Origin of the sequence: Streptococcus cristatus, assembly GCF_001588905.1 — a bacterium.
GTDB classification, from domain to species: domain Bacteria; phylum Bacillota; class Bacilli; order Lactobacillales; family Streptococcaceae; genus Streptococcus; species Streptococcus cristatus_N.
This window is the reverse complement of the sequence record NZ_LAWH01000019.1, coordinates 54,207-74,731: the sequence shown is the minus strand read 5'-3', so window position 1 is coordinate 74,731 and position 20,525 is coordinate 54,207. Positions and strand designations below refer to the sequence as shown.

Sequence of the window (20,525 nt, the reverse complement as noted above, 5' to 3'; positions counted from 1 at the left end):
TTATTTCGTTGCTGGTTGTTGCTGTGTAATACAGTGAATATTACCACCACCATATGCAATCTCTGTAGTTTCAACTCCAACAACTTTACGATCAGGGAACATCGCTTGCACTTGTTCAACTGCTAATGCATCGTTCTCATCACCATATTGAGGGAGAATAATTCCTCCATTCACTATTAAGAAATTCAAATATGATGCGATTGCAACTTCTCCTTCCTCTCTTGGAATAGCCCCTTCTGAAAAATCAATCGTATCTGCATCTTTTAGATAGCATGGCTTCTTAGTAACGCACATTTTATGTACTTTTAATTTTCTGCCTTTTGCATCTGTTTGTTCACTTAGGAATTCAAACGCAGCTTTTGCTTCCTTGTAGAAAGGATGGCTTTCATCTTCAGTGTAAATACATGCAACTTCTCCAGGTTTTACAAAACATGCTACATCATCAATATGACCATTCGTTTCATATGGGTCAATACCATCTTTCACCCAAATTACTTTTTCACAATTCAAATAATCCTTTAATTTTTGTTCAATTTCTTCTTTTGACAAATGTGGATTTCGACTTGGATGAAGAAGACACATTTCAGTAACCATCACTGTACCTTCACCATCAACGTGAATTGATCCACCTTCTAAAACAAAATCATCTGTTTTATAAGAATCAGTATTTGTTAATTCACAAACTTTTCTTGCAACAAGCGCATCTTGATCCCAAGGGAAATAGAGTCCATCTACTAAACCACCCCATGCATTGAATTCCCAATCTACTGCACGACGTTCACCTTTATCATTTATAAGAAATGTAGGACCACAGTCGCGAATCCACGAATCATCATTTGTCATCTCGATTACTCTTATATTTTCACAATTAAGAGCAGATACACGAGCTATAGCATTTTCAAATTGAAGAGGTGGTACACAAAGTGAAACTGATTCAAATTCACTAATGGCTTTGGCAACATCTAAAAATGCTTTTTGAGCAGGTTTGGCTCCTAAACGCCAATTATCATTTCGCCATGGCCATAACATCCAAATTTGTTCTTGTTCTTCGAATTCTCCTGGCATTCGAAATCCATCTAGTTTAGGGGTTGTCCCCACAATACGTTTAGACATCTCAAGTCCTCCTTTTATTGTATTGGTATTTAGTTACTATCATTTTTTGATTTTTTTCACACGAATAATAACTTCACCTAAGATAAGACAAACTAATGAACCGATAGTTACAGGTAATTTATCAGCTAATGTTACTTCATCAAAAGATAATGGGAACGCTGTAAATAAAAGCGAAATCAAAATCATAACAATTGGAATTACAACCATAATTTTTAAAATAAAATCACTTCCTCCTACTTTAAAAGGTCGAGGAGTTTCTGGATCTATTTTTCTTAACTTATAAAATGCTGGAAAAACTGGTATATAAGAAAGCAGGAACATAACAAGGTTTAATGAGAAGAAGGCCCAAAACAAATCCTGATTTGGTAATATTGGTGCAATGACTACTACAAATGTCGCAACAAAACCATTTGCTAAAGCTGATCCAATTGGCATGTTATTCTTTTTACTACGTTTTGCAAAAAACTTTGGCATATCTCCGTTTTCTGCAGCATAACATGCCGTGTTATTCACTCCTAATGACCATGAAATCATATTTCCAAAAAGAGTTAGTAAGAATAGAAATGCCATTAAAATTATAAACCATCCATTTTCTGATCCGGTCAAAAGTTTAAAGCTGTCCATCATACCACTACTAGTAGAAATTTTATCAACAGGAATCGCTACACCAATTCCAAATGCAGAAAATATATAAATAGCCGCAATAACTAAACCTGCAACAATTATAGATTGTGGTATTTGTTTTTTAGGATTCTCCATATCATCTGCACACGTACAAATAACCTCAAAGCCAAGTAGATTAAAAATAATAACAGAAATAAATGATAGACTGTTTAAATCAAATGATGGTAAAAGTGAATCCAACGTAATTTTATTAGCCATTCCTTTTGTAAAGGCAATATATAATCCCAAGACTCCCACTAATAGAGCTAATATCATTTTTATAATTGCCGCACCATTGAGGATCCATACGCTATCACTTGCAGGATAAAAGCTTATCCATATAATTAACCAAATAAATACAAGTTCAATTAATAATGTCCAGAACGTTGAAAACTCAACTCCAGTTATCGTTGTCAACAACCCAGGAGTCATAACAGCTAGTGATGCTAACCACAATGGAAAATTAATCCAATAATACCAGGAGGTCCTTGAGCCCCATCGATGTCCAAACGCCTTCGTCACCCAATCATAGATTCCACCATCACCTATATAAGTAGTACCTAATTCAGCTGAAATCAATCCGTATGGTAACAAAAAAGCAATTAATAAAAATAACCACCAAAAGAATTGAGAATTCCCAATCGCTGCAACTGGAGCTGCAGCTTCTGCAACAAATACTACACATATTACAGTTAATACTGTAGTAAACAAACTAAATTTTTTCTTTTCTTCCATTTTTTTCTCCTTCCTTTAAGAGGAGAGTTATAACATCGTCAATTTAAAGCAAATTGAACCTTTTTATTTTAAAAATGATTCCAGTTCTGCTTTAGCTATAGATTGTTTTTCTAGGTCATATGGATGTCGTTTTTCAAAATCACGAAGTAGATAAACTAAGATACCTCGCATTGAAGTTAAACGATTTTCCGCCTCATCAAAACAAACTGAATTTGGGCCATCCATCACTTCATCAGACACTTCTTCGCCACGTGTAGCAGGTAAACAGTGCATGAATTTACAATTTTCTCCTGCTTTTGCCATCATCTCTGGATCAACATGATATTTAGGATAGAAAATCTTCATACGTTCTTCTTCTGATAATTCCGCTTCATATAGGCCATACCATACATCAGTGTATAAGAAATCTGCACCAGTAATTGAATCTATATCATCAGTTACCAAATATTTACCACCTGATAGTTTACAAATTTCATCATATTTTGACTTATGCATATCATTTAATTGGAATCCCTTCGGACCGAAGTGAACAAATTCCATACCCATTTTCAATGTTATTAATCCTAAAGAAAAGCATACTTGAGTTGCATCCCCTACAAATACTACTTTACAATCTTCTAATTTTTTTCCTTTCGGCAAGTTTTCAATAATCGTAATCAGATCTCCCAATTCTTGTGTAGGATGATTATAATCACTCATACCATTAATTACTGGTACTTGAGAAAATTTTGCTAAATCAACTACACTCTTATGACGCTCAACACGTGCCATTATAATATCTGTTAAGCGAGAAACCACGGTTGCTGTATCTTCTAGTGTTTCGTGTCCTCCTAGTTGAATTTGACCGGGTGCCAAATATTGTGCGTGCCCTCCAAGTTGAGTCATAGCGGTTTCAAAAGAAATCCGTGTTCTTGTAGATGATTGTTGAAAAATCATACCTAGAGTTTTATTTTTCAACAAAGGTGGGTAATACCCATTTTTAATACAAGCTTTAATCTTAAGAGATAGCTCAGCTATTTCTAAAAGTTGCTCTTTAGAGAACTCTTCTGTTGTAATATAATCAATTTTATTGCTCATAATTGAGACCTCCTGTGTTGTTATGCTTTAATGATATTGCAAAATTTTATAGTTTGCGATAAACTTAAAGGTGTAAACCCTCTTTTTTAAAAGTTTAAGTACTAAACCCAGTATTTATGCTTTTAAAAATGTAATGCTATTTTAAATATAAACTCCCTATTTTATTGCTTTTAAATAAAGTTTAGAGTTTTAATTAGTTTCACAGAATAAATGGAGGCTAAATATGATTGAAATAGTTTATATATACAATGTATTTTTAATTATACTGTATACTTTGACCCTTGGTATTGTATTGACCTATTCTTTAAACTCAGAAAAGGATAAAAAATACTTATTTTTTGTAGTCGGTTTATATCTTGTTTTTTTTATTTTTGATAATCTGATCCTATCAATGACAGAAATAATTAAAGATTTCGGAAACACATATAACCAACACTTTCTGGGAGTTCCATTTGTTAAAACTGTCATATATCTTGTTAATAATATTTGTCAGTTTTGGATAGTTGCTAGACTGAGGAAAGAAACACCTTTATTAACGCACTATTGCTTTATTTCTATTACTTTCATATGGATGGCTTTCCCAATTCTAAACAATTCTCCATTAAGAGTTTTTATGTACTATTTACCCAATCAGCTTCTTTTGATTTATACTGGTATATATGCGAGACGAAATCTAAAATCTTTGAATATTAGTAGTCGAAATAAAAATTACTTAAAAACTATTTCAAATATCGGAGTGCTATTTGGCATTCTAATTATCTTAGAAGATTTATTTGTAATTTTTAATATAGATTCGTATGACTTGTTGAATCTGCGAATTCAAAATAGAAATATGTGTGAAGACATGTTTACTATTGCTGTTTGTTATTTAATAATCAAATATATTCTTTCTGATTGGAAAGCTATTTCGAATGTAGAAGAACAATTAAGTTCATTTGATAAATCCCAAAAAATTGACAACCCCAGTACACTAGATCTATTCTCTGAAAAACTTCATTTAACTGAACGTGAAAAAGAAATTCTTCCTTTACTTCTTGAACACAAAAACAATCAGGAAATTGCGGATCAATTGTTTCTTTCAGTTGGAACCGTGAAGACACATGTACACAATATTTTTTTAAAACTTGAGATCACTAAACGAAATCAACTTTTCGAAGTATATAATTCCTTTAAAAACGAACATCCTGAGCAATAATTGTGTCATAGCCACTACTTTAAAAGACAGAATAAAAGACATCTGATTTAATCACTCTCAGATGTCTTTTTGATTATTCCAATTAAAAAATACATATTAGATAATCATTAGATAATATAAAAAATCATCTCGTATATAACGAAATGCTAATGATTTGAGTTAACATAAATGAATATTATCATTTAGATAACTGGCTAACTTTACAAACTTATTCAAGACTGATTTGACAAGGTTCTATTTCAGTATATCATAGAATAACATGATACCAACATTCAATAATTACTTTCCGAAAAAGACCTATTTCCCTGAAACTTTTTTATTTGCTTATAATAGACATTTCTAGATATTTCCATTATATAGTGGTTGCAATCCAATCAAGCATCGCTTCGCTTGTTTTCTTTGGGCAACTGTGTATAGCATATCTCTATGCGACTAAAGCCGCTAGAGCTATCCTAATTGCGCACCGCCAGTTCTCATAGAAAAAACACCTTGCAAGTTGCAAAGTATTTTCGTTTGTATTGTGCTTCCCAGCAACGAATTAACGTTTTGAGAATTGTGAAGCTTTACGAGCTTTCTTAAGACCTGGTTGGAAACATTTCTATTTGAATTCGTTTCAAGATGGACTTAAAATCAATGTTTTCCCACGTTTTCAGAAAGAACGATTTTATCTAATTTGAATAACTTTCATTTGAATGGTGTGAATTTTACCCTAAAAATACACGAATTGAGCTAGATTTTACCTAAAAGTTCACACCATTTAAATTGTTATTGTTCTCCTATATTGTTTATAGGAATGGAAACTTTTATTATATTTTAACCATTCTACCCGAAATGATTATCTACTAATTCCTGAATCCTACCTTCTTTAGCAGCAGGAATAGTATCTTCTAGAACAAAGTTCTTTCTACTGATATCTTGAGAGAGATTTCTAAAAATAAAATTAGTCGAGATGTTATAGATAATCTCTGAAGGCGCAAATCCATAAACTTGATTTTCTAGGATATGTTTTAATCGTTCTTCAGAATTCGGAAATACATCTTTCAAGCCTTCGCTATTATATAGTCGCTTAACAACCTCTGCAATATAGAGACTTGACTTCATGTCATGTACAAATCAATGAATGTCTTAGATGGATCATCAAAGATTCCTGGTTTTTCTTTTTCAAGGACATCCGCCTTCAAGTTGATGAGCAGCAACAGCACCACCCCATAAAAATCCATCTTTAAAAGTAGTCATCTTTTTTCCTCCTGACTTTGATACTCTTATTATAAACCTCAAACCAAAAGATGAAAACGCATTCTTTTTCCTTATTGTTAAGGAAAGAAGTAATTTTAAATGGAAATAGAACAATATCTTCTTGTATTCTCGTAATGATATCTTTACGATTTTCAATACTTTCAAACTACAAAAACTCTCACAATAATTCTAATGATATACATACTGCTAAGTTCCTCTACTATCTTTCTTCATATTGATAGAAAATAAAGTAATGATCATTGTATATATAAATTTACTCTTGTTTGGTTTAAAGTAGTTTTTCAAACTTTGAAACGTACTTATCCTCTTCAATAAACAAAAAAATCCCTATACCAAGCTTGTAGCTAGTGCAATACAAGCCAATAAGCATAGAGATGTAAAACTATTACACATTAAAGAATCGAAATTGTTTACGAAATGTCTCAATTAGTTTTCACTAGTAAATATCATTTCTAACAAACGCCCTCTCAATTCCTCGTCCTGACGATGCAAGATATTCATTAACTCAGGAGAATTTTTCGCATTGATGAATTGATTTAACAATCTATCTTTTAATTCATATGGCAGAGAAGCCGTCTTTAGTAGTCTAAAAACTTCATCATTTAGAGATGGAATTTTATTATCTTTCCATTCGAATTTAGCTGTATCATTCTTATTTGGCAATTCAATTATAGACACATTCGTTCCTTTAAAATGAATTCTATGCCTTCTATTACTTGGAACGATACTAGAATCTCCTTGTAATACTAACTCTACCATTCCCATTTCCCAATCGATTGATAATCTTGTTTTGTATCTTTGACCATTTTGATCTTCAATCATTTCAAAAGAATGTTGTTTGCCCGGGAATACATACCAATCTACAACTTCAGGTAAATCAACACCCATATCTATCTCAGAACCAACCAAGGGAATGATTGCACCACTTTTTGCGAACACAGGTATCGTCGAAATATCTCTATAAACACTCAACTTTACACCACCTGTATATTTTTTCTCTGAAAAGAAGTCATACCATTCACCTTCAGGGAACCATACATCTACTTTTGCAGATTGGAATACCAAATCCATCTTTTCTACAATGGGAGCCACCATCAGTTCTGTTCCAAAAAAGTATTGATTAGGAACATTATAGCTCTCATCATTCTCTGGGTAGAAATAATACATTGGGCTGATTAATGGGGCACCTTCCTCATGTGTCTTTACATTCATGGTATATAGATATGGAAGCATCTGATGTCTCAAACAAAGGTATTTCTTCATAATCTTAGATGTTGTTTCTGAAAAAAACCAAGGTTCTTTACTATTAAAGGGACTTATAGAACTATGTAATCGAGTAATCGGGCTAAAAACACCAAACTGTAGCCATCTAGTTTGTAATTCTTCGTCATAATCTCCAAGCATGTGCCCACCAATATCATGACTCCACCAACTATAACCAATATTAGATGCTGTCGCTGTAAAATAAGGTTGAAATCTTAACGAATTCCAACTAATAATAGTATCTCCTGAAAAACCAACAGGGTAGCGATGACTGCCAGGACCTGCATATCTTGATAAAATCAAACCACCTTCTGCATTTTTACAACTATCCTGATAGTGATAATGGTTTAAAAGCCACAGTGGATCCAACATACCTTGAGTCCCTTGTTGCCAGTCAATCCACCAAAAATCTACTCCCTGCTTTTCTAGCTCATAATGAACATCTTTAAAGTAGGATTCTCTAAAAGATGGATTAAAAAAATCAAAAATAGCAGGTTCCTCTAATTCTACATTTAACCCTAATCGTTTTGCGACCCGAGGATAAGCTTCTTCATAAGCCCGTATACCATCAGCAGGATGGACATTTAAAGAGAGTTTTAACTTTCTATCATGAAGTTGTTGCAATAACTGTTCTGGATTTGGTATTAAGTTTCTATTCCAACTATATCCTGTCCACCCACTTCCAAAACGGGCTGGAATTTCAGTTATATGCCAATCCATATCTAAAACACCGATAGATAATGGAATTTTCTCTGTTTCAAATCTGTCTATTAAATCCAAGTATTCATCCGACGTATAAGGCCAATATCTACTCCACCAATTGCCTAAAGCATATCTTGGCAACAAGGGTGTTGAACCAGTCAAATGGTAAAAGTCTCTGATTGCTCCTCTATAATCATGCCCATAGGCAAAGAAATACAGGTCAATTTGATTTTCTCTCTCAATATAACCAGACTGTTCATCCCAAATAAATCCTTGAGAATCATCCAGTAAGGCAATACCATTTCGGCTAATAATTCCATCTTCTAACGAGATTGCTCCATCTGCCTCATCCAGAGTCCGAGCTGTTCCTTTTAACGTTTCAATAGATTCACCAAAATACCAGCGACTACCATATACGGCAAAATTTCCTTTTAATTCTATAAATAAATTTTCGGCGTTAAATTCTCCTTTATTAAAGTGCAGATGAAAATAGTCCGTCATAATATCTAGTACGTTTGATGTCTCGATATAATCTAACGAAACTTGACCAAAATCTCTATTATAGATAAGTTGTGTAGTTCTATCCTCAAAACTTCCAGTTTGAGAGTATTCTAACCTTACTAACTTGTCTGTTAATACAGAGATTCGATAAAACTCTCCCTTAAAAATTTTCAATTTGTTTTCCTCCGCTTATTAAATCTCTTTACCTTATCAAACATTTTATTTGTTATCGTTACATTCATCAATTTCAGTTGAATGGTGTGAATTTTACCCTAAAAATACACAAATTGAGCTAGATTTTACCAAAAAGTTCACACCATTGGTTCAATTATTTTTTGTTACGTACGTTTTTCTTAGATGATAGACTTCCTAATGTATTTCTTATAGCATTTGAGCAAACCTCCGTTAAAGGTTCTCCTATTGCCTCCTTGTAATTAAATCCTAATAGTTGCATAGTCTTTAAAGTATCCTTATTAAGCAGAGCAACCAATTGTTTCATTGAATCTTCTTTCCCATCTTCAACATTAGTAAATGAAGATAGAAGAGAAATAACCCGTTCTAAAGTGTTGTGCAAATACTCAATATCTTTATCATCAATATGTACTTTTTCATATTCTTCTTTATATGCCTGAGCAATTCTGATTGCCTGTTCTCGTTCCGAAAGGAACTCATTTACAATCTCATCATAAGTATTTCGTAATTTATCGGCGCTACGTTCTTCCTTTAATGATTGAATTTTACTATTCACTAGTGTTGTTGTTCCCTTAAATGTTAGAGTTCCCAACTCAATCCCTGCTTTTACTAAAGCTTCTGTAATATATGGCTCCATGCTATACCTCTGTTATTTCTTTTTATAATAAAACTATTTTATCATAAATCTACATTAAACATAATATAGATTTAGTCACTATCCCTTTAGGTACAAATACCGATTTTATGGTATAATAAGGTAACGTTATATAAGGAGGTGTGCCATGACTCTTGATGTAAATAAAGAAGAATTAACAATTTTAGGGATTCCCTTTGATAATTTTTCAGATTTCGATACCGTCTGGTATGCTATTGGATCATCAATGATTGAAAATTATGAACCTACTGTTCAAGATGTGATTGATTTAAAAACTTATGTTGTCAATAGACGAAAGGAATTGAATATTGGTTAAAAATCAATACGAAGGCTATAAGTACATTGACCCTAATCACCAATATACCTATCCAAATTCCACAGTCTTAATCAACAAACAAAATGTTACAAATATTGAAGAAGCCTACCGAAATGAACACTTATTCGTTACTAAAAGACTTGCAGACTTGCGCTTGAAAGCCATTGAAGTCTATTCCATGAGTAATATTTTAGCCATTCATAACTATTTGTTTCAAGACGTTTATGCCTGGTCAGGACAATATCGCAAGGTGAATATCTCTAAAAGTGGTAATCCTTTTATGTCGATACAGTCGTTTAATGCTGCAGAAACTTATATAAATCATCTCATTCATTCCTATCATCAAACTGCCAACTCAAAAGATGAAATCATTAAACATTTAGCAAAAATTCTTGATAATCTTAATTATTTCCATCCCTTTCGAGAAGGAAATGGACGAACTCAACGAGAAGTTATTCGTTCCTTAGCACTATTAAAAGGGTATTCTGCACAAATACGAGTAGAACAAGATGATGAAGTTTACAACCTTTATATGGACGGAACTGTCTATGGAGACTTAGGGAAGTTAGAAGAATTATTTGGTAAAATATTAAAAGAAATATAGGTTGTAATACTTGGTAATTTATAGAAGTGAAGTAAGCATTCAATACGAATCAATACATAAGAAAAACGCTGATTTCAAGCGTTTTTTCTTTTTTCAATTTCAATACATTTCACTATATTTCAGTCCAAACTCTACCTTTTTCTCTACCTTTTTTAGATAAATATATCATCTGGATATTGAAGTTAAGCCCTGCTATCATTTCGATGGCAGGGCTTTTTAATGTTTGGTACACTACCTTCTTATCTATATTTTGATGGAGCTGAAGTTGACATCTACAAAGTTTAATGTTAAAATACATTCAAAAATATATTTGAATGAGGTGTTTTATGATTCAAAATATTGTTACTTCAATAATCCTGTATTCTGGGACAGCCGTAGACTTACTTATTATCCTAATGTTATTTTTTGCCAAAAGAAAAAGCAGAAAGGACATCATTAACATCTATTTAGGACAATTTCTAGGCTCTGTTAGTCTAATATTCCTAAGTTTGCTTTTTGCATTTGTCTTAAATTATATTCCTAGTAAAGAGATTTTAGGTTTGCTCGGTTTGATTCCAATTTTCCTAGGACTCAAAGTTTTGCTTTTAGGAGATTCTGATGGAGAAGCTATTGCAAAAGATGGTTTGCGCAAAGATGATAAAAACCTGATTTTTCTAGTCGCTATGATTACTTTTGCAAGTTGTGGTGCTGACAATATTGGTGTTTTTGTCCCATATTTTATTACCTTAAATTTAGCGAATTTGATAGTGGCTTTACTTACTTTTCTAGTCATGATTTATCTCTTGGTTTTTTCTGCCCAAAAATTGGCACAAGTCCCTTCTGTTGGAGAAACTTTGGAAAAATATAGCAGATGGTTTATTGCCGTTGTTTATTTAGGATTGGGGATGTATATCCTGATTGAAAACAACAGCTTTGACATGCTAAGGACTGTGTTCGGCTAGGAGAAAAAATTATGAAAAAAGATAGTATCTGCCAAGTGAATATTATAAATCAACAAAATGTTACAACCGCAACGAACTACCTTGAAAAGGAAAAAGTCCAAAAATCACTTCGTATTTTATCAAAGTTTACCGATAATAAACAGATCAATATCATCTTTTATCTCCTTGCTGTTGAAGAACTCTGTGTCTGTGATATAGCCTGTTTACTAAATCTCAGTATGGCATCTGCCTCCCACCATCTTCGTAAACTAGCCAATCAAAACATCTTGGATACTAGAAGAGAGGGGAAAATTATATATTATTTTATAAAAGATGAGGAAATCAGAGATTTTTTTAATCAACTAGGATAACAACTATTTTTACTACTCTACCATTCACTCTACCTTTTATTATGTAGCACTCTAAAAACATTGATGTACCAACGTTTCTAACAGCTAAAATAGAAATTATTTAATCTTTACAGAGGTGAAATAGGGGTTCACTACACGTCAATAGATGTTAGAAACCTTGATTTTAAGCGATTCTTGAAATTCTAAATTTCACTACATTGCAATATAAATCAACCGAATCACTACCTTTTTCACTACCTTTTTTGAAATAAGAATAATGATTCGGATATATAAAAGAAGAGGAACTTTATTGTGAAGCTCCTCTTTTTGTTATGTGTTCTTTTTCTCACAGATCGTATGACCTGGTTTGACACAGTTGGATTTCAGGTACTTTCAGTTTAGCTTTATATCAACCATCATCAAAATCCAACTATTTTCTTATTTTAAAAAATATGAATAAGTTTGATTGAATGAAGGAATTTCTTTAAATTTTTTCTTAGCACCTATAAGTTAATAATACTATTCTTTAAATTATAGTTTATAATTATCTGATGTTTCAATGACCACAAAACAAAGTACAGCGAATCACTTCCTTTAGTCAAACATATAACTGAACAACATTGTTTATCTTCCTGCACTTTCATATTTTTTCAATCCTTTTCTAAAAATTGTACGACTGATAATAATCAAAAAAACTGTAAAAACTATTTGATAGAAAAATAGGTTCAATGTATCTTTCCCTAAAAATATTAATACTGCAGGATTGGCAATTAATAAATTGGGAACAAATAACATAGTGATCAATCTGTTAATACCTGTAAAAATATTATATGGATACTTAGAAATTCCAATATAATTCAAAAATACATCTACTTTTGAAAATTTAGTTGGGAACCAAAATGAACTAATCGTTATTAGAAACCAAATTGAATAATATATAATACAACCACACATTAAAGAAAGGATATAAAATAATATTTTTAATGAATTTAAATGTACATTTAAATTTCCATAACTTATAAAAATGATCGCAAGACCAAAAAAAGTATTCACGAATTGAACTAAATTAAATGATCTAAAAATATAGAACAACTGAGTATCAAACGGCCTCAATAAAATTTGATCCAAGTTACCACTCAAAATATCTGATTCTAAAATTCCCATACTTCTAATTAACAATCCCATCATAACTCCATCTACAATAGTGTAGGAACCTACCAAAAATAAAATTTGATAATAGTCCCAACCATTAAAAGAGTCTATGTTTAAGAAAATCAATCTAAAAAATACAATAGGTAAACCAATCCACAGTATCGACGAAAATAGACCACAAAAGAAGTCAAAATGAAAATTCATATCAGATTTAAAACCAAAATGAAGTAGCCTAAAAATTACTTTTATTCTAAACATTTTATCCTCCCACATTTGAGAAGTGCTCCACTCCTTTTCTCAATATGAATCTTGATATAATATAAAAAATGATGCACCAAATCAATTGAATACAAATAATTCTCAAATAGTCTATTAATTTATATGTATCATTACTAAACATCTGAAGCGGTTCATATACTAAGTATTTAAAAGGTAATACATCTAAAAACAGACGAAAATTATTTGAAAAAAAACTTAAAGGCAATAATATTCCTGATAAAAACTGAATTACTATTTCTTTAACAGTAAGGACAAAAAATATATTTTCTAACCAAAAAGAAAGCATACCTACACAACATGATATTAAAAACCATAGAACCATAGATAGAATAATTGCAATACTTCCTAAAATAAGAATTTCAATGGTTAATAACTCATTCTTGTAATAAACACTGGAGAATAAAATGACAGGAATGATGATAAATAATAAATGAGCAAGCCTATCTCCAAGCATTTTACAAAAATAATACTTATAAAAAGTAACAGGTTTTATTAATATGCTAAAAAAATTTCCTGAATGAACATCGTCATTGATTTCCCAATCAACTGGATAAAAAACAAAATATGAAAAAATTATAGTCCCCAAATAGTATTGAACCATTGAGGTAAAATCATATCCTGCTATATTTATCTGGTTACTCTGATATATATACGTCCATAAAAATACTGATATCATAATTTGTATACTTGCCTGTAACATTAACAATAGTACACTTGATTTATAGTTCAAAATAGATCGAAATGATATCAGAATAATAGACATTTCTTTTTTCAATTGTGCTCCTTTTTTGTAAAATAGTTTTGTAAAATAATTTCTTCTAAAGAAAGATTTGATATTTCAAAATCTTCTATATCTACAAGCTTATTGATTGATTCTAATGTCTCAAAGACAAAATCTCTAGGTATTTTTAGTATACATTCCGATTTTGTTTGAGAAATGACTACTACTCCTTTAACAGAGCATAACTCTGGTACCAAATCTAATGTCATTTTTATCTTTAAATATTTAAAATCAGAAAATTTAGATAAAATAACATCCATTGACTCCTGCAAAATAATTTTTCCTTTGTCAATGACGATTAATTCGTCACAAACAGACGAAATATCATCCATATCATGACTCGTTAAAATAATAGTAGTATGACATTCTTCATTCATTTTCTTTAAAAATGTTCTGATATCTTTTTTAGACTGTATATCTAACCCTATAGTAGGCTCGTCTAAAAATAATATTTCCGGACTTGTTAAAGATGCCGCGATAAACTCCATTTTCATTTTTTGTCCAAGAGAGAGGGTCCGGACCTGCTGGTAAAGCTGATCTTTTACATTCAACAAATTGCTTAATTCCTGAATTCGTTCTTGTAAAATCGCCGGTTCTACCTCATATAAAGTACCAATCAATTGAAAATAATCCATAGCCGAAACATCTTGAAATAACTGTAATTTATTTCCTACTACTATTGAAATTTTTTTTCTAAAATTTATACTTCTTTTAAATGGAATTTCTCCATTCACTTCTAATTTTCCGGAACTAGGATAAAGAGTCCCAGTCAACATTTTAATCGTTGTGGATTTACCAGCTCCATTACTCCCAATAAAGCCAACTATACTCCCTCTCTTAATCGTAAAACTAATATCTTGAACAGCTCGAATCGTTATTTGATTACGTTTCAAAAATCTCTTGATAAATGGGAGTCTTGAATCAAAATTATAAAAATTTTTAGATAAATTCTGAGCATTAATAACTATTTCACTCATATATCTCTCCTTTCGATAAAATATATTTACTTGTACTTTTTCCATACTTTACCAAAATGCTAAAGATTGAGCTAAAATCTTCGGGATGGGTAAAATAATATTTGTCTTTAAAAAGTTTCTCAAAACCTTCAAGGCGATTATTGAAATCATTAAATTTTGTATTATCTAGCTGGTTGAATGACTCTTTAATATCCATAAACTTTCTCCGTGATTCTTTATTTCACTTTATAAATAGAAGAGTGTCTATATATTTATAGATCCTCAAGAACTTGCATTTTATCAAGTATAAGTAGAATAGTATGTAAGGGTTTACATATTCATATTATATGATTATTTAAGGAATCCGTCAATTTTCCACATTATTATATGACAAAATGTATTTTTTAAAAATGCAAAAATCTATGAGCAAGATGTTTGACTTCCTTTTTTAAAGTATATATATTTATATTAACCTTAGAAAAGAAAAAATGTTTGAACAGATATTCAATAATAATTACTTTTTTTAAAATTAAAATTCGAACTTTAAATTTTTATCTTTTTTATATTATTGAGTAACCTAAATTGCCCAATTTGTAAAATTTAGCTAGACAAAAAAAGACATCCAAGAGAAATTTCTTAAATGTCTGTAAACGTTGATATAAGCGTGTTGATTAACGTTTTGATAATTGTGATGCTTTACGAGCTTTCTTAAGACCTGGTTGGAAACACTTTTATTTGAATAAGTTTCAATATCCGCTTAAAATCAATATTTTCCAACATTTACAGAAAACAGAATTTCATCTAATTTGAATAAATTTCAGTTGAATGGTGTGAATTTTACCCTAAAAATACACGAATTGAGCTAGATTTTACAAAAAAGTTCACACCATTTTTGTTATTGTTTTGTACATTTTTATAGAAATAGAAACCTATGCCAAATTTCAACTATCCTATATCGATTATAAGCACATCAAAAATAAAATAATACAATAAAAGTCGATAGGAGATTTTAGAAATATATTAGTTAATTATAGAAATATTCGGATTTCCTGTTTTAGAAGCTCCAATTATCTTCAACTTTAAAGCTTCATCCAAACTAATTCTATTTTCTAGAATATACGATAATTCTTGTCCATTCATAAATAAAATTTTTGCATCTCTATTAGAAAAATCTTGAATCACTTCATCTCTAAAACCATTTATTGAAATAAATAGTCCACGAGTAGAAGTTAGTTTTGTATCAACTTTTTGCTTTAAAGAAGAAATGTTTAATGAATTTATTGGATCTTTAGTCCATTTTATCTCGACTAAGTAATCAAACCCCTCAAACCTAAAATAGCCATCTATTTGTTGAGTATTTGAGCTATTTCTGTACGGATCATGATAATCAATATCGTTAATTTTGAATAAGTTAGCAATAATTTGTTCTAAATGATATCCTCTTTCTTGAGGATTCTCACTTGAAAATAGCGAATAATACTCCATTTTTAGCTCTTCGATTTTTTGAAGCTGATGTTGCTTGGTTTGAATTTTTTTTTCTTGTTTTAAACGATGGTAGGAATTATTCGATGTTTCATTAGTCTTATCCTGTTGGATATTACCTAACAATCGCTTTAATTTTCTTAACGCATCTAATCCCCTATTTCTATCTTGTACTTCATCAGGAATATTTTTCATTTTATAAAATTCAGTTGCTATTTGCCTAATTATAAATCTTCCGTTTTCTGTTTTATTAAGTTCATTTATAACATTTTTTGCCCAAACAAACTTCGGTTCATATTTCCATCTTACTATCAAATCATTAGGAACTCCCGAAGCCTGCATAAATGCAGCAACAGTATCTTTATAATGAAAACATAATCCAAAACATTGAATAATTTGTTGTTGGATTTCAAAAGATATCCTAGTCATTTTTCTCCTTTCTTTTCACTATTTTAAATTTCATTAATTAACTGTATGTAGTAACTTGGAAAATCACTCAATTTATCTTCTATTCCAGCTGATTTTCGCTTGATTTCATTCTTAATCTGATCCTTACTTTGAGAATTAATCTCTTGACCAATAACTTGGGCTACAATTCTATCTGAAAACCCTAACTCATAAATATTGATCTCTTTTTCCAGAGGTAGCCCATATTTAAGTTTCTTTATTAACATAGTCAATACTTCCAATCCATCCCCAACTATTTTTTCAAGATTGTTGTTAATCGCATTTAAAACCATTGATGTTTCATACCCTAAACCATTATCACAAATAGAGATTATATCAGACATATCAATTGGTTTTAACTTACCTCTTTTCTCAATTCTAATTGATTTTTCAGTACAACTTTCCAATATTTGAAAATAAGAATTACCCTTAATCCAAAATTGAGATATAAAATTTAGATTTTCTATACTTAATTTTTTCATCTGCTTGTTATTTGAAAAATCCATTATTATCTCAGTTAAAACACTTAATAAATCCTCTTCCTTCTCGCAAGAAAGGATAGAAGTTATATTTTCCTGAACCCATTCTTTTAACAACTTAGATTGATACAATCCAATTGAGTTTTTTGCAATTATTTCAGTTTCCACTAAACTGGTATCTATTTTAGATTTTATCAAGACAAATAACTCTTTTATTTTTTCTTGCTCTTCTTCATTACCTAGAAAATATCCAAAAGTATTTTCAGCTAAACTATCAGTATCCAGTTCAGTAGCATACATAGAAGCAATATAATTTTCAATTGCTGTTAGAGTGTTCTCAATTTGGGTTATTTTAGAATTAAAATCCTTTAAATAAGGACTCTTCTGTTTTGTTAATTTTGATAAAATTGTATCTATTTTTTTTCTGTATTCTAGAGTTCTATCAACCCTATCTTTAATCATACTCCAAAAGTCAAAGCTTTTGGGTTCTATTCGGTAATCGGTTGGATTTACTGAGTTAAACTGTATAATATTGAGAATATTGCTTTGACAACCCTCTGTATTAATAGGATTTAATAATGCTTCATAGTTTTGTTTTTTCCACTTATTTTTTGGTGATTTATAAATATTTGGCTCTGTTAAAATGATTGTTCCTTCTGTATATTTTCCGGCCCTACCTGCTCTACCTATCAAATTCTGAAAATCACGAACTTTTATTGCATCTCCTGCTTGATACACACTTGAGATAATCAAGTATTTAATAGGTAAGTTTACACCTTGTGCTAAGGTTGAAGTACATACTACATTATTTATTTTACTTTTTGAAAAAGCATACTCTATAGCAATGCGTATGCCCATAGGTATTCCTGAATGATGCGAAAAAACTCCTAGCTGACTACATGTATATTCAACACTATCATATCCTAAATTTTGACCAATTAAGTTTCCTATTTTTTCAACTTCAGACCTATCCGAGTTTTTTAAGAAATTAGTTAGATCATAATTCCTATTATTTAAGTCTATAAATCTTCGCAAAACAACATTGACCGTATCTTTTCTTCCACAAAAAATTCCTACTCCACCATTATTAATTAGCTTAGTCCCATAATAAATACTTAAATCATTTGCATTTGTCAGTTCTGGAAATACTTTTTGTTTTCGTTCTTTTCCAACCTGCTCTAATTCAGTTACACTAACAGTTCGTGGAACAAAAAATTCTTCTTCAAATGTAATAGGATCTATGAAATATAATTGCTCATTACTACCTTTTAAATCACTAAACGCAACTCTTTTCTCTGTTGTTTTTATCGAATTATTAGAAACGATTACTCCATCCTCGTTAAACCACTGATTTATAGCTTCACTATCTGGTATAACAGCAGAAATTAAAATCTTCTGTATTTCTTTCGGGAAAATTTGTTTAACCGTTGACAACAGTAATTCAAAATTGGTTCCACGACTTGGATCATCAAAAAGATGTGCCTCATCAAATATACAAAGTCCTATTTCATTAATAAAACTTTGATGATTTCTCAATAAAAACAACAATTTCTCTGGAGTAAGTATAAAAACTCTTTTTTTACCATCATTAAAAATTGAAAAATCCTGTGGTATCTCAGGCAGATCAAAAATTTCACTTATAAATACCTCTTCGTCATTAACAAAGTGCCTATTAATATCTCGACATATTTCCCTGCACAAGGCCCTAAAGGGAGCAATAATCAATGCATTATCAATTCTATTTGAGTAAAATGCTGATCTTAGTATTAGGTTTACAGATGCTGTCTTCCCTGAACTTGTGGGCATCTGAATGATTCCAGATTTACCTGAAAAAATCCCCCGTACTCCTAATTCAATTTGAGAAGGCCAAAGTTCCTTAATGCTTCCCTCTGATTGTATATAATTCTGCCATAAAGAAAATTCTAATCCTGAAAATTCGGGAAGTAATTTTGTTGATGAACAGTTTATTTTTTTACAAACTATTGCTAAGAGACAATTTACAATAATTATAGAAAAATCACTCCCAATGCTATATACGTTATCTTGTAAATTTTTAAAAACCTCTATAGAAATCTCACGTCCCTCTAAAATATAATTTCTATACTGTTCAACTAAAATATTTGACTCATCTGAATATATACCTACGATTGACTCATAGTTCACAAAAACTCGATCTGTTAAAATATCTATTAATACCTTAACCAGATTAAAGCTATCCTCTGGAAATCGTGGAGCATCTGATATATAGCTAAGCATGACACTCGAACTACCATTATAATCTCCTAGATAATAAGCTGTTGCTCCTAAAATTGCAATATAATCTCGATATTCATTAGCATTTCCTAACCCAGACAAAATCAGTGCATCAAAAAACTCTGCAGCGTTATGTAACTGATTTTTTAAATGAGGATCAAAATTATTATGATTTATATAATCTTCAAAATACTTTCTGGCAGAATTCGCAACAATTGCTAGTGCTACAAGAAAAGATTTGTGAGAGTCCTCCGAAATCGAAATATGATTTTCTAAAGGTATATCAAATTCAATCATTTTTGCTTTTGAACGAACAAGTTTTGAATAATATAATGACCGTTCCCCAAATTCTATCATACATCACTCGCTTTCAAGTAAAGTTTATTTATAAAATCCATTAGTTTCTCAGAATGTATCACTATCATCTGGATTTTTTCAGAATCTCTATGTTTCTCCGTAATAACTTGTTTTATTGTCTCCAAATCATACGAGTTATTCGAGTGAACAGCAATAGCACCATATGTAACTTTAAATGGGTTATCTGAATAATTTAGAAACCGAGTTAATATTTCAGCTTCATCTGAATTTAAACTATACATTTTTTCATAACTAGCAACAATTGAAGTTGAAAACCTAATAAAATCTTTTTGGGAATTGTCTATAGCTTCTTGAAGCTTTTTTTTGGCTTTCTCATCGCTTCTTTCTGAAGCAGATGATTTCACTTCTATAACTATAACTTCATCTTTATCTGGATTATGAGGATCAAAGCAATATCCCAAAGCATCACTTCCTGGAGTTGGCACATCTTTGTTTATTCTACTATTAAAGCGAGTTCTAGGAACAAAATAATTTTTAAAATATTGCAGATAGTCAGATACTAAAATTTCACCAAAATCACCTGATTTTGTTGAAGGTTTGCTTGGTATTTTATTATCACTCAGATATTCCGAAGCACTAAGACCCGTAACTAATGTCATATGTAACAACATATCATCTGAGCAATAATTACGTCTAAATTGTTTTGCCCATTCTTCAAAGATTTCTGGATCATCCTGAATATCTAAATGAAAAACTTCTATCTTTTTACCTTCATCAGTAAATATTGGATTTTCTGAAATTAGATAATTCATATATCTATGTGTTGCTTCCATAC

Annotated in this window: 18 protein-coding genes and 1 pseudogene; 5 read left to right on the top strand and 14 right to left on the bottom strand. The window is 30.8% G+C overall.

Annotated features, from left to right (window positions below):
• From aguA to ptcA, 3 genes are all read right to left on the bottom strand, one after another.
• Window positions 1–1,113, bottom strand: a complete 1,113-nt coding sequence (gene aguA, locus A0765_RS04105) for an agmatine deiminase (RefSeq protein WP_062004780.1) — start codon at window positions 1,111–1,113, stop codon at window positions 1–3.
• A gap of 39 nt (window positions 1,114–1,152) precedes the next feature.
• On the bottom strand, window positions 1,153–2,511 hold the full coding sequence (locus A0765_RS04100; protein ID WP_003011838.1) for an APC family permease: 1,359 nt from the start codon (window positions 2,509–2,511) through the stop codon (window positions 1,153–1,155).
• Window positions 2,512–2,574: 63 nt separating this feature from the next.
• Window positions 2,575–3,588, bottom strand: a complete 1,014-nt coding sequence (gene ptcA / locus A0765_RS04095; RefSeq protein ID WP_062004778.1) for a putrescine carbamoyltransferase — start codon at window positions 3,586–3,588, stop codon at window positions 2,575–2,577.
• A gap of 223 nt (window positions 3,589–3,811) precedes the next feature.
• Between ptcA and A0765_RS04090 the strand changes: the two genes are divergently transcribed.
• Window positions 3,812–4,783 (top strand): response regulator transcription factor, encoded by a 972-nt coding sequence (locus A0765_RS04090; protein WP_062004776.1) that lies wholly within the window; start codon window positions 3,812–3,814, stop codon window positions 4,781–4,783.
• 822 nt (window positions 4,784–5,605) lie between these two features.
• On the opposite strand, the pseudogene A0765_RS04085 reads toward A0765_RS04090, so the two are convergent.
• The 3 genes and pseudogenes from A0765_RS04085 to A0765_RS04075 form a co-directional block, all read right to left on the bottom strand.
• A pseudogene (locus tag A0765_RS04085) lies at window positions 5,606–5,955 on the bottom strand (restriction endonuclease); the annotation flags it as partial.
• A gap of 511 nt (window positions 5,956–6,466) precedes the next feature.
• Window positions 6,467–8,680, bottom strand: a complete 2,214-nt coding sequence (locus tag A0765_RS04080) for a glycoside hydrolase family 31 protein (RefSeq protein ID WP_062004772.1) — start codon at window positions 8,678–8,680, stop codon at window positions 6,467–6,469.
• Between the two features lie 154 nt (window positions 8,681–8,834).
• Window positions 8,835–9,335 (bottom strand): hypothetical protein, encoded by a 501-nt coding sequence (locus tag A0765_RS04075; protein WP_062004770.1) that lies wholly within the window; start codon window positions 9,333–9,335, stop codon window positions 8,835–8,837.
• A gap of 145 nt (window positions 9,336–9,480) precedes the next feature.
• Here A0765_RS04075 and A0765_RS04070 point away from each other — a divergent pair, with 145 nt between their 5' ends.
• Both A0765_RS04070 and A0765_RS04065 read left to right on the top strand, forming a co-directional pair.
• Window positions 9,481–9,669 (top strand): hypothetical protein, encoded by a 189-nt coding sequence (locus A0765_RS04070; RefSeq protein WP_000171300.1) that lies wholly within the window; start codon window positions 9,481–9,483, stop codon window positions 9,667–9,669.
• Window positions 9,662–10,273: a Fic/DOC family protein gene (locus A0765_RS04065; protein WP_000240415.1), complete on the top strand. Its 612-nt coding sequence runs from the start codon at window positions 9,662–9,664 to the stop codon at window positions 10,271–10,273. Before A0765_RS04070 ends, A0765_RS04065 begins: the two co-directional genes overlap by 8 nt.
• Before the next feature lie 112 nt (window positions 10,274–10,385).
• Here the strand turns inward: A0765_RS04065 and A0765_RS10615 are convergent, their stop codons facing one another.
• A complete protein-coding gene (locus A0765_RS10615; protein WP_080566886.1) occupies window positions 10,386–10,571 on the bottom strand; it encodes a FanG protein in 186 nt (61 codons plus the stop codon).
• A gap of 28 nt (window positions 10,572–10,599) precedes the next feature.
• Here A0765_RS10615 and A0765_RS04060 point away from each other — a divergent pair, with 28 nt between their 5' ends.
• Window positions 10,600–11,214 (top strand): CadD family cadmium resistance transporter, encoded by a 615-nt coding sequence (locus A0765_RS04060; protein WP_062004768.1) that lies wholly within the window; start codon window positions 10,600–10,602, stop codon window positions 11,212–11,214.
• An 11-nt stretch (window positions 11,215–11,225) separates the two neighbouring features.
• Complete coding sequence (gene cadX, locus A0765_RS04055) at window positions 11,226–11,564, top strand: Cd(II)/Zn(II)-sensing metalloregulatory transcriptional regulator CadX (protein WP_000711085.1); 339 nt, start codon at window positions 11,226–11,228, stop codon at window positions 11,562–11,564.
• Between the two features lie 603 nt (window positions 11,565–12,167).
• Here cadX and A0765_RS04050 read toward each other — a convergent pair.
• The 7 genes from A0765_RS04050 to A0765_RS04020 all read right to left on the bottom strand — a co-directional run bounded on the left by A0765_RS04050 (window position 12,168) and on the right by A0765_RS04020 (window position 20,523).
• Window positions 12,168–12,953: an ABC transporter permease gene (locus A0765_RS04050; protein WP_003013947.1), complete on the bottom strand. Its 786-nt coding sequence runs from the start codon at window positions 12,951–12,953 to the stop codon at window positions 12,168–12,170.
• Between the two features lies 1 nt (window position 12,954).
• Window positions 12,955–13,749 carry an ABC transporter permease gene (locus A0765_RS04045; RefSeq protein WP_003013825.1) on the bottom strand — a complete coding sequence of 265 codons (795 nt, stop codon included), beginning with the start codon at window positions 13,747–13,749 and terminating at the stop codon, window positions 12,955–12,957.
• Window positions 13,746–14,732: an ABC transporter ATP-binding protein gene (locus A0765_RS04040; protein WP_003010129.1), complete on the bottom strand. Its 987-nt coding sequence runs from the start codon at window positions 14,730–14,732 to the stop codon at window positions 13,746–13,748. Before A0765_RS04040 ends, A0765_RS04045 begins: the two co-directional genes overlap by 4 nt.
• A complete protein-coding gene (locus A0765_RS04035; protein WP_062004766.1) occupies window positions 14,725–14,928 on the bottom strand; it encodes a hypothetical protein in 204 nt (67 codons plus the stop codon). Before A0765_RS04035 ends, A0765_RS04040 begins: the two co-directional genes overlap by 8 nt.
• A gap of 803 nt (window positions 14,929–15,731) precedes the next feature.
• The gene (locus tag A0765_RS04030) at window positions 15,732–16,622 is read right to left on the bottom strand and encodes a restriction endonuclease (RefSeq protein ID WP_062004764.1); all 891 of its coding nucleotides are present in this window, start codon (window positions 16,620–16,622) and stop codon (window positions 15,732–15,734) included.
• 23 nt (window positions 16,623–16,645) lie between these two features.
• Window positions 16,646–19,729 (bottom strand): DEAD/DEAH box helicase, encoded by a 3,084-nt coding sequence (locus tag A0765_RS04025; protein WP_062004762.1) that lies wholly within the window; start codon window positions 19,727–19,729, stop codon window positions 16,646–16,648.
• Window positions 19,726–20,523 (bottom strand): Hachiman antiphage defense system protein HamA, encoded by a 798-nt coding sequence (locus tag A0765_RS04020; RefSeq protein ID WP_062004755.1) that lies wholly within the window; start codon window positions 20,521–20,523, stop codon window positions 19,726–19,728. The genes A0765_RS04025 and A0765_RS04020 overlap by 4 nt, the downstream gene beginning before the upstream one ends.
• Window positions 20,524–20,525 lie beyond the last annotated feature (2 nt).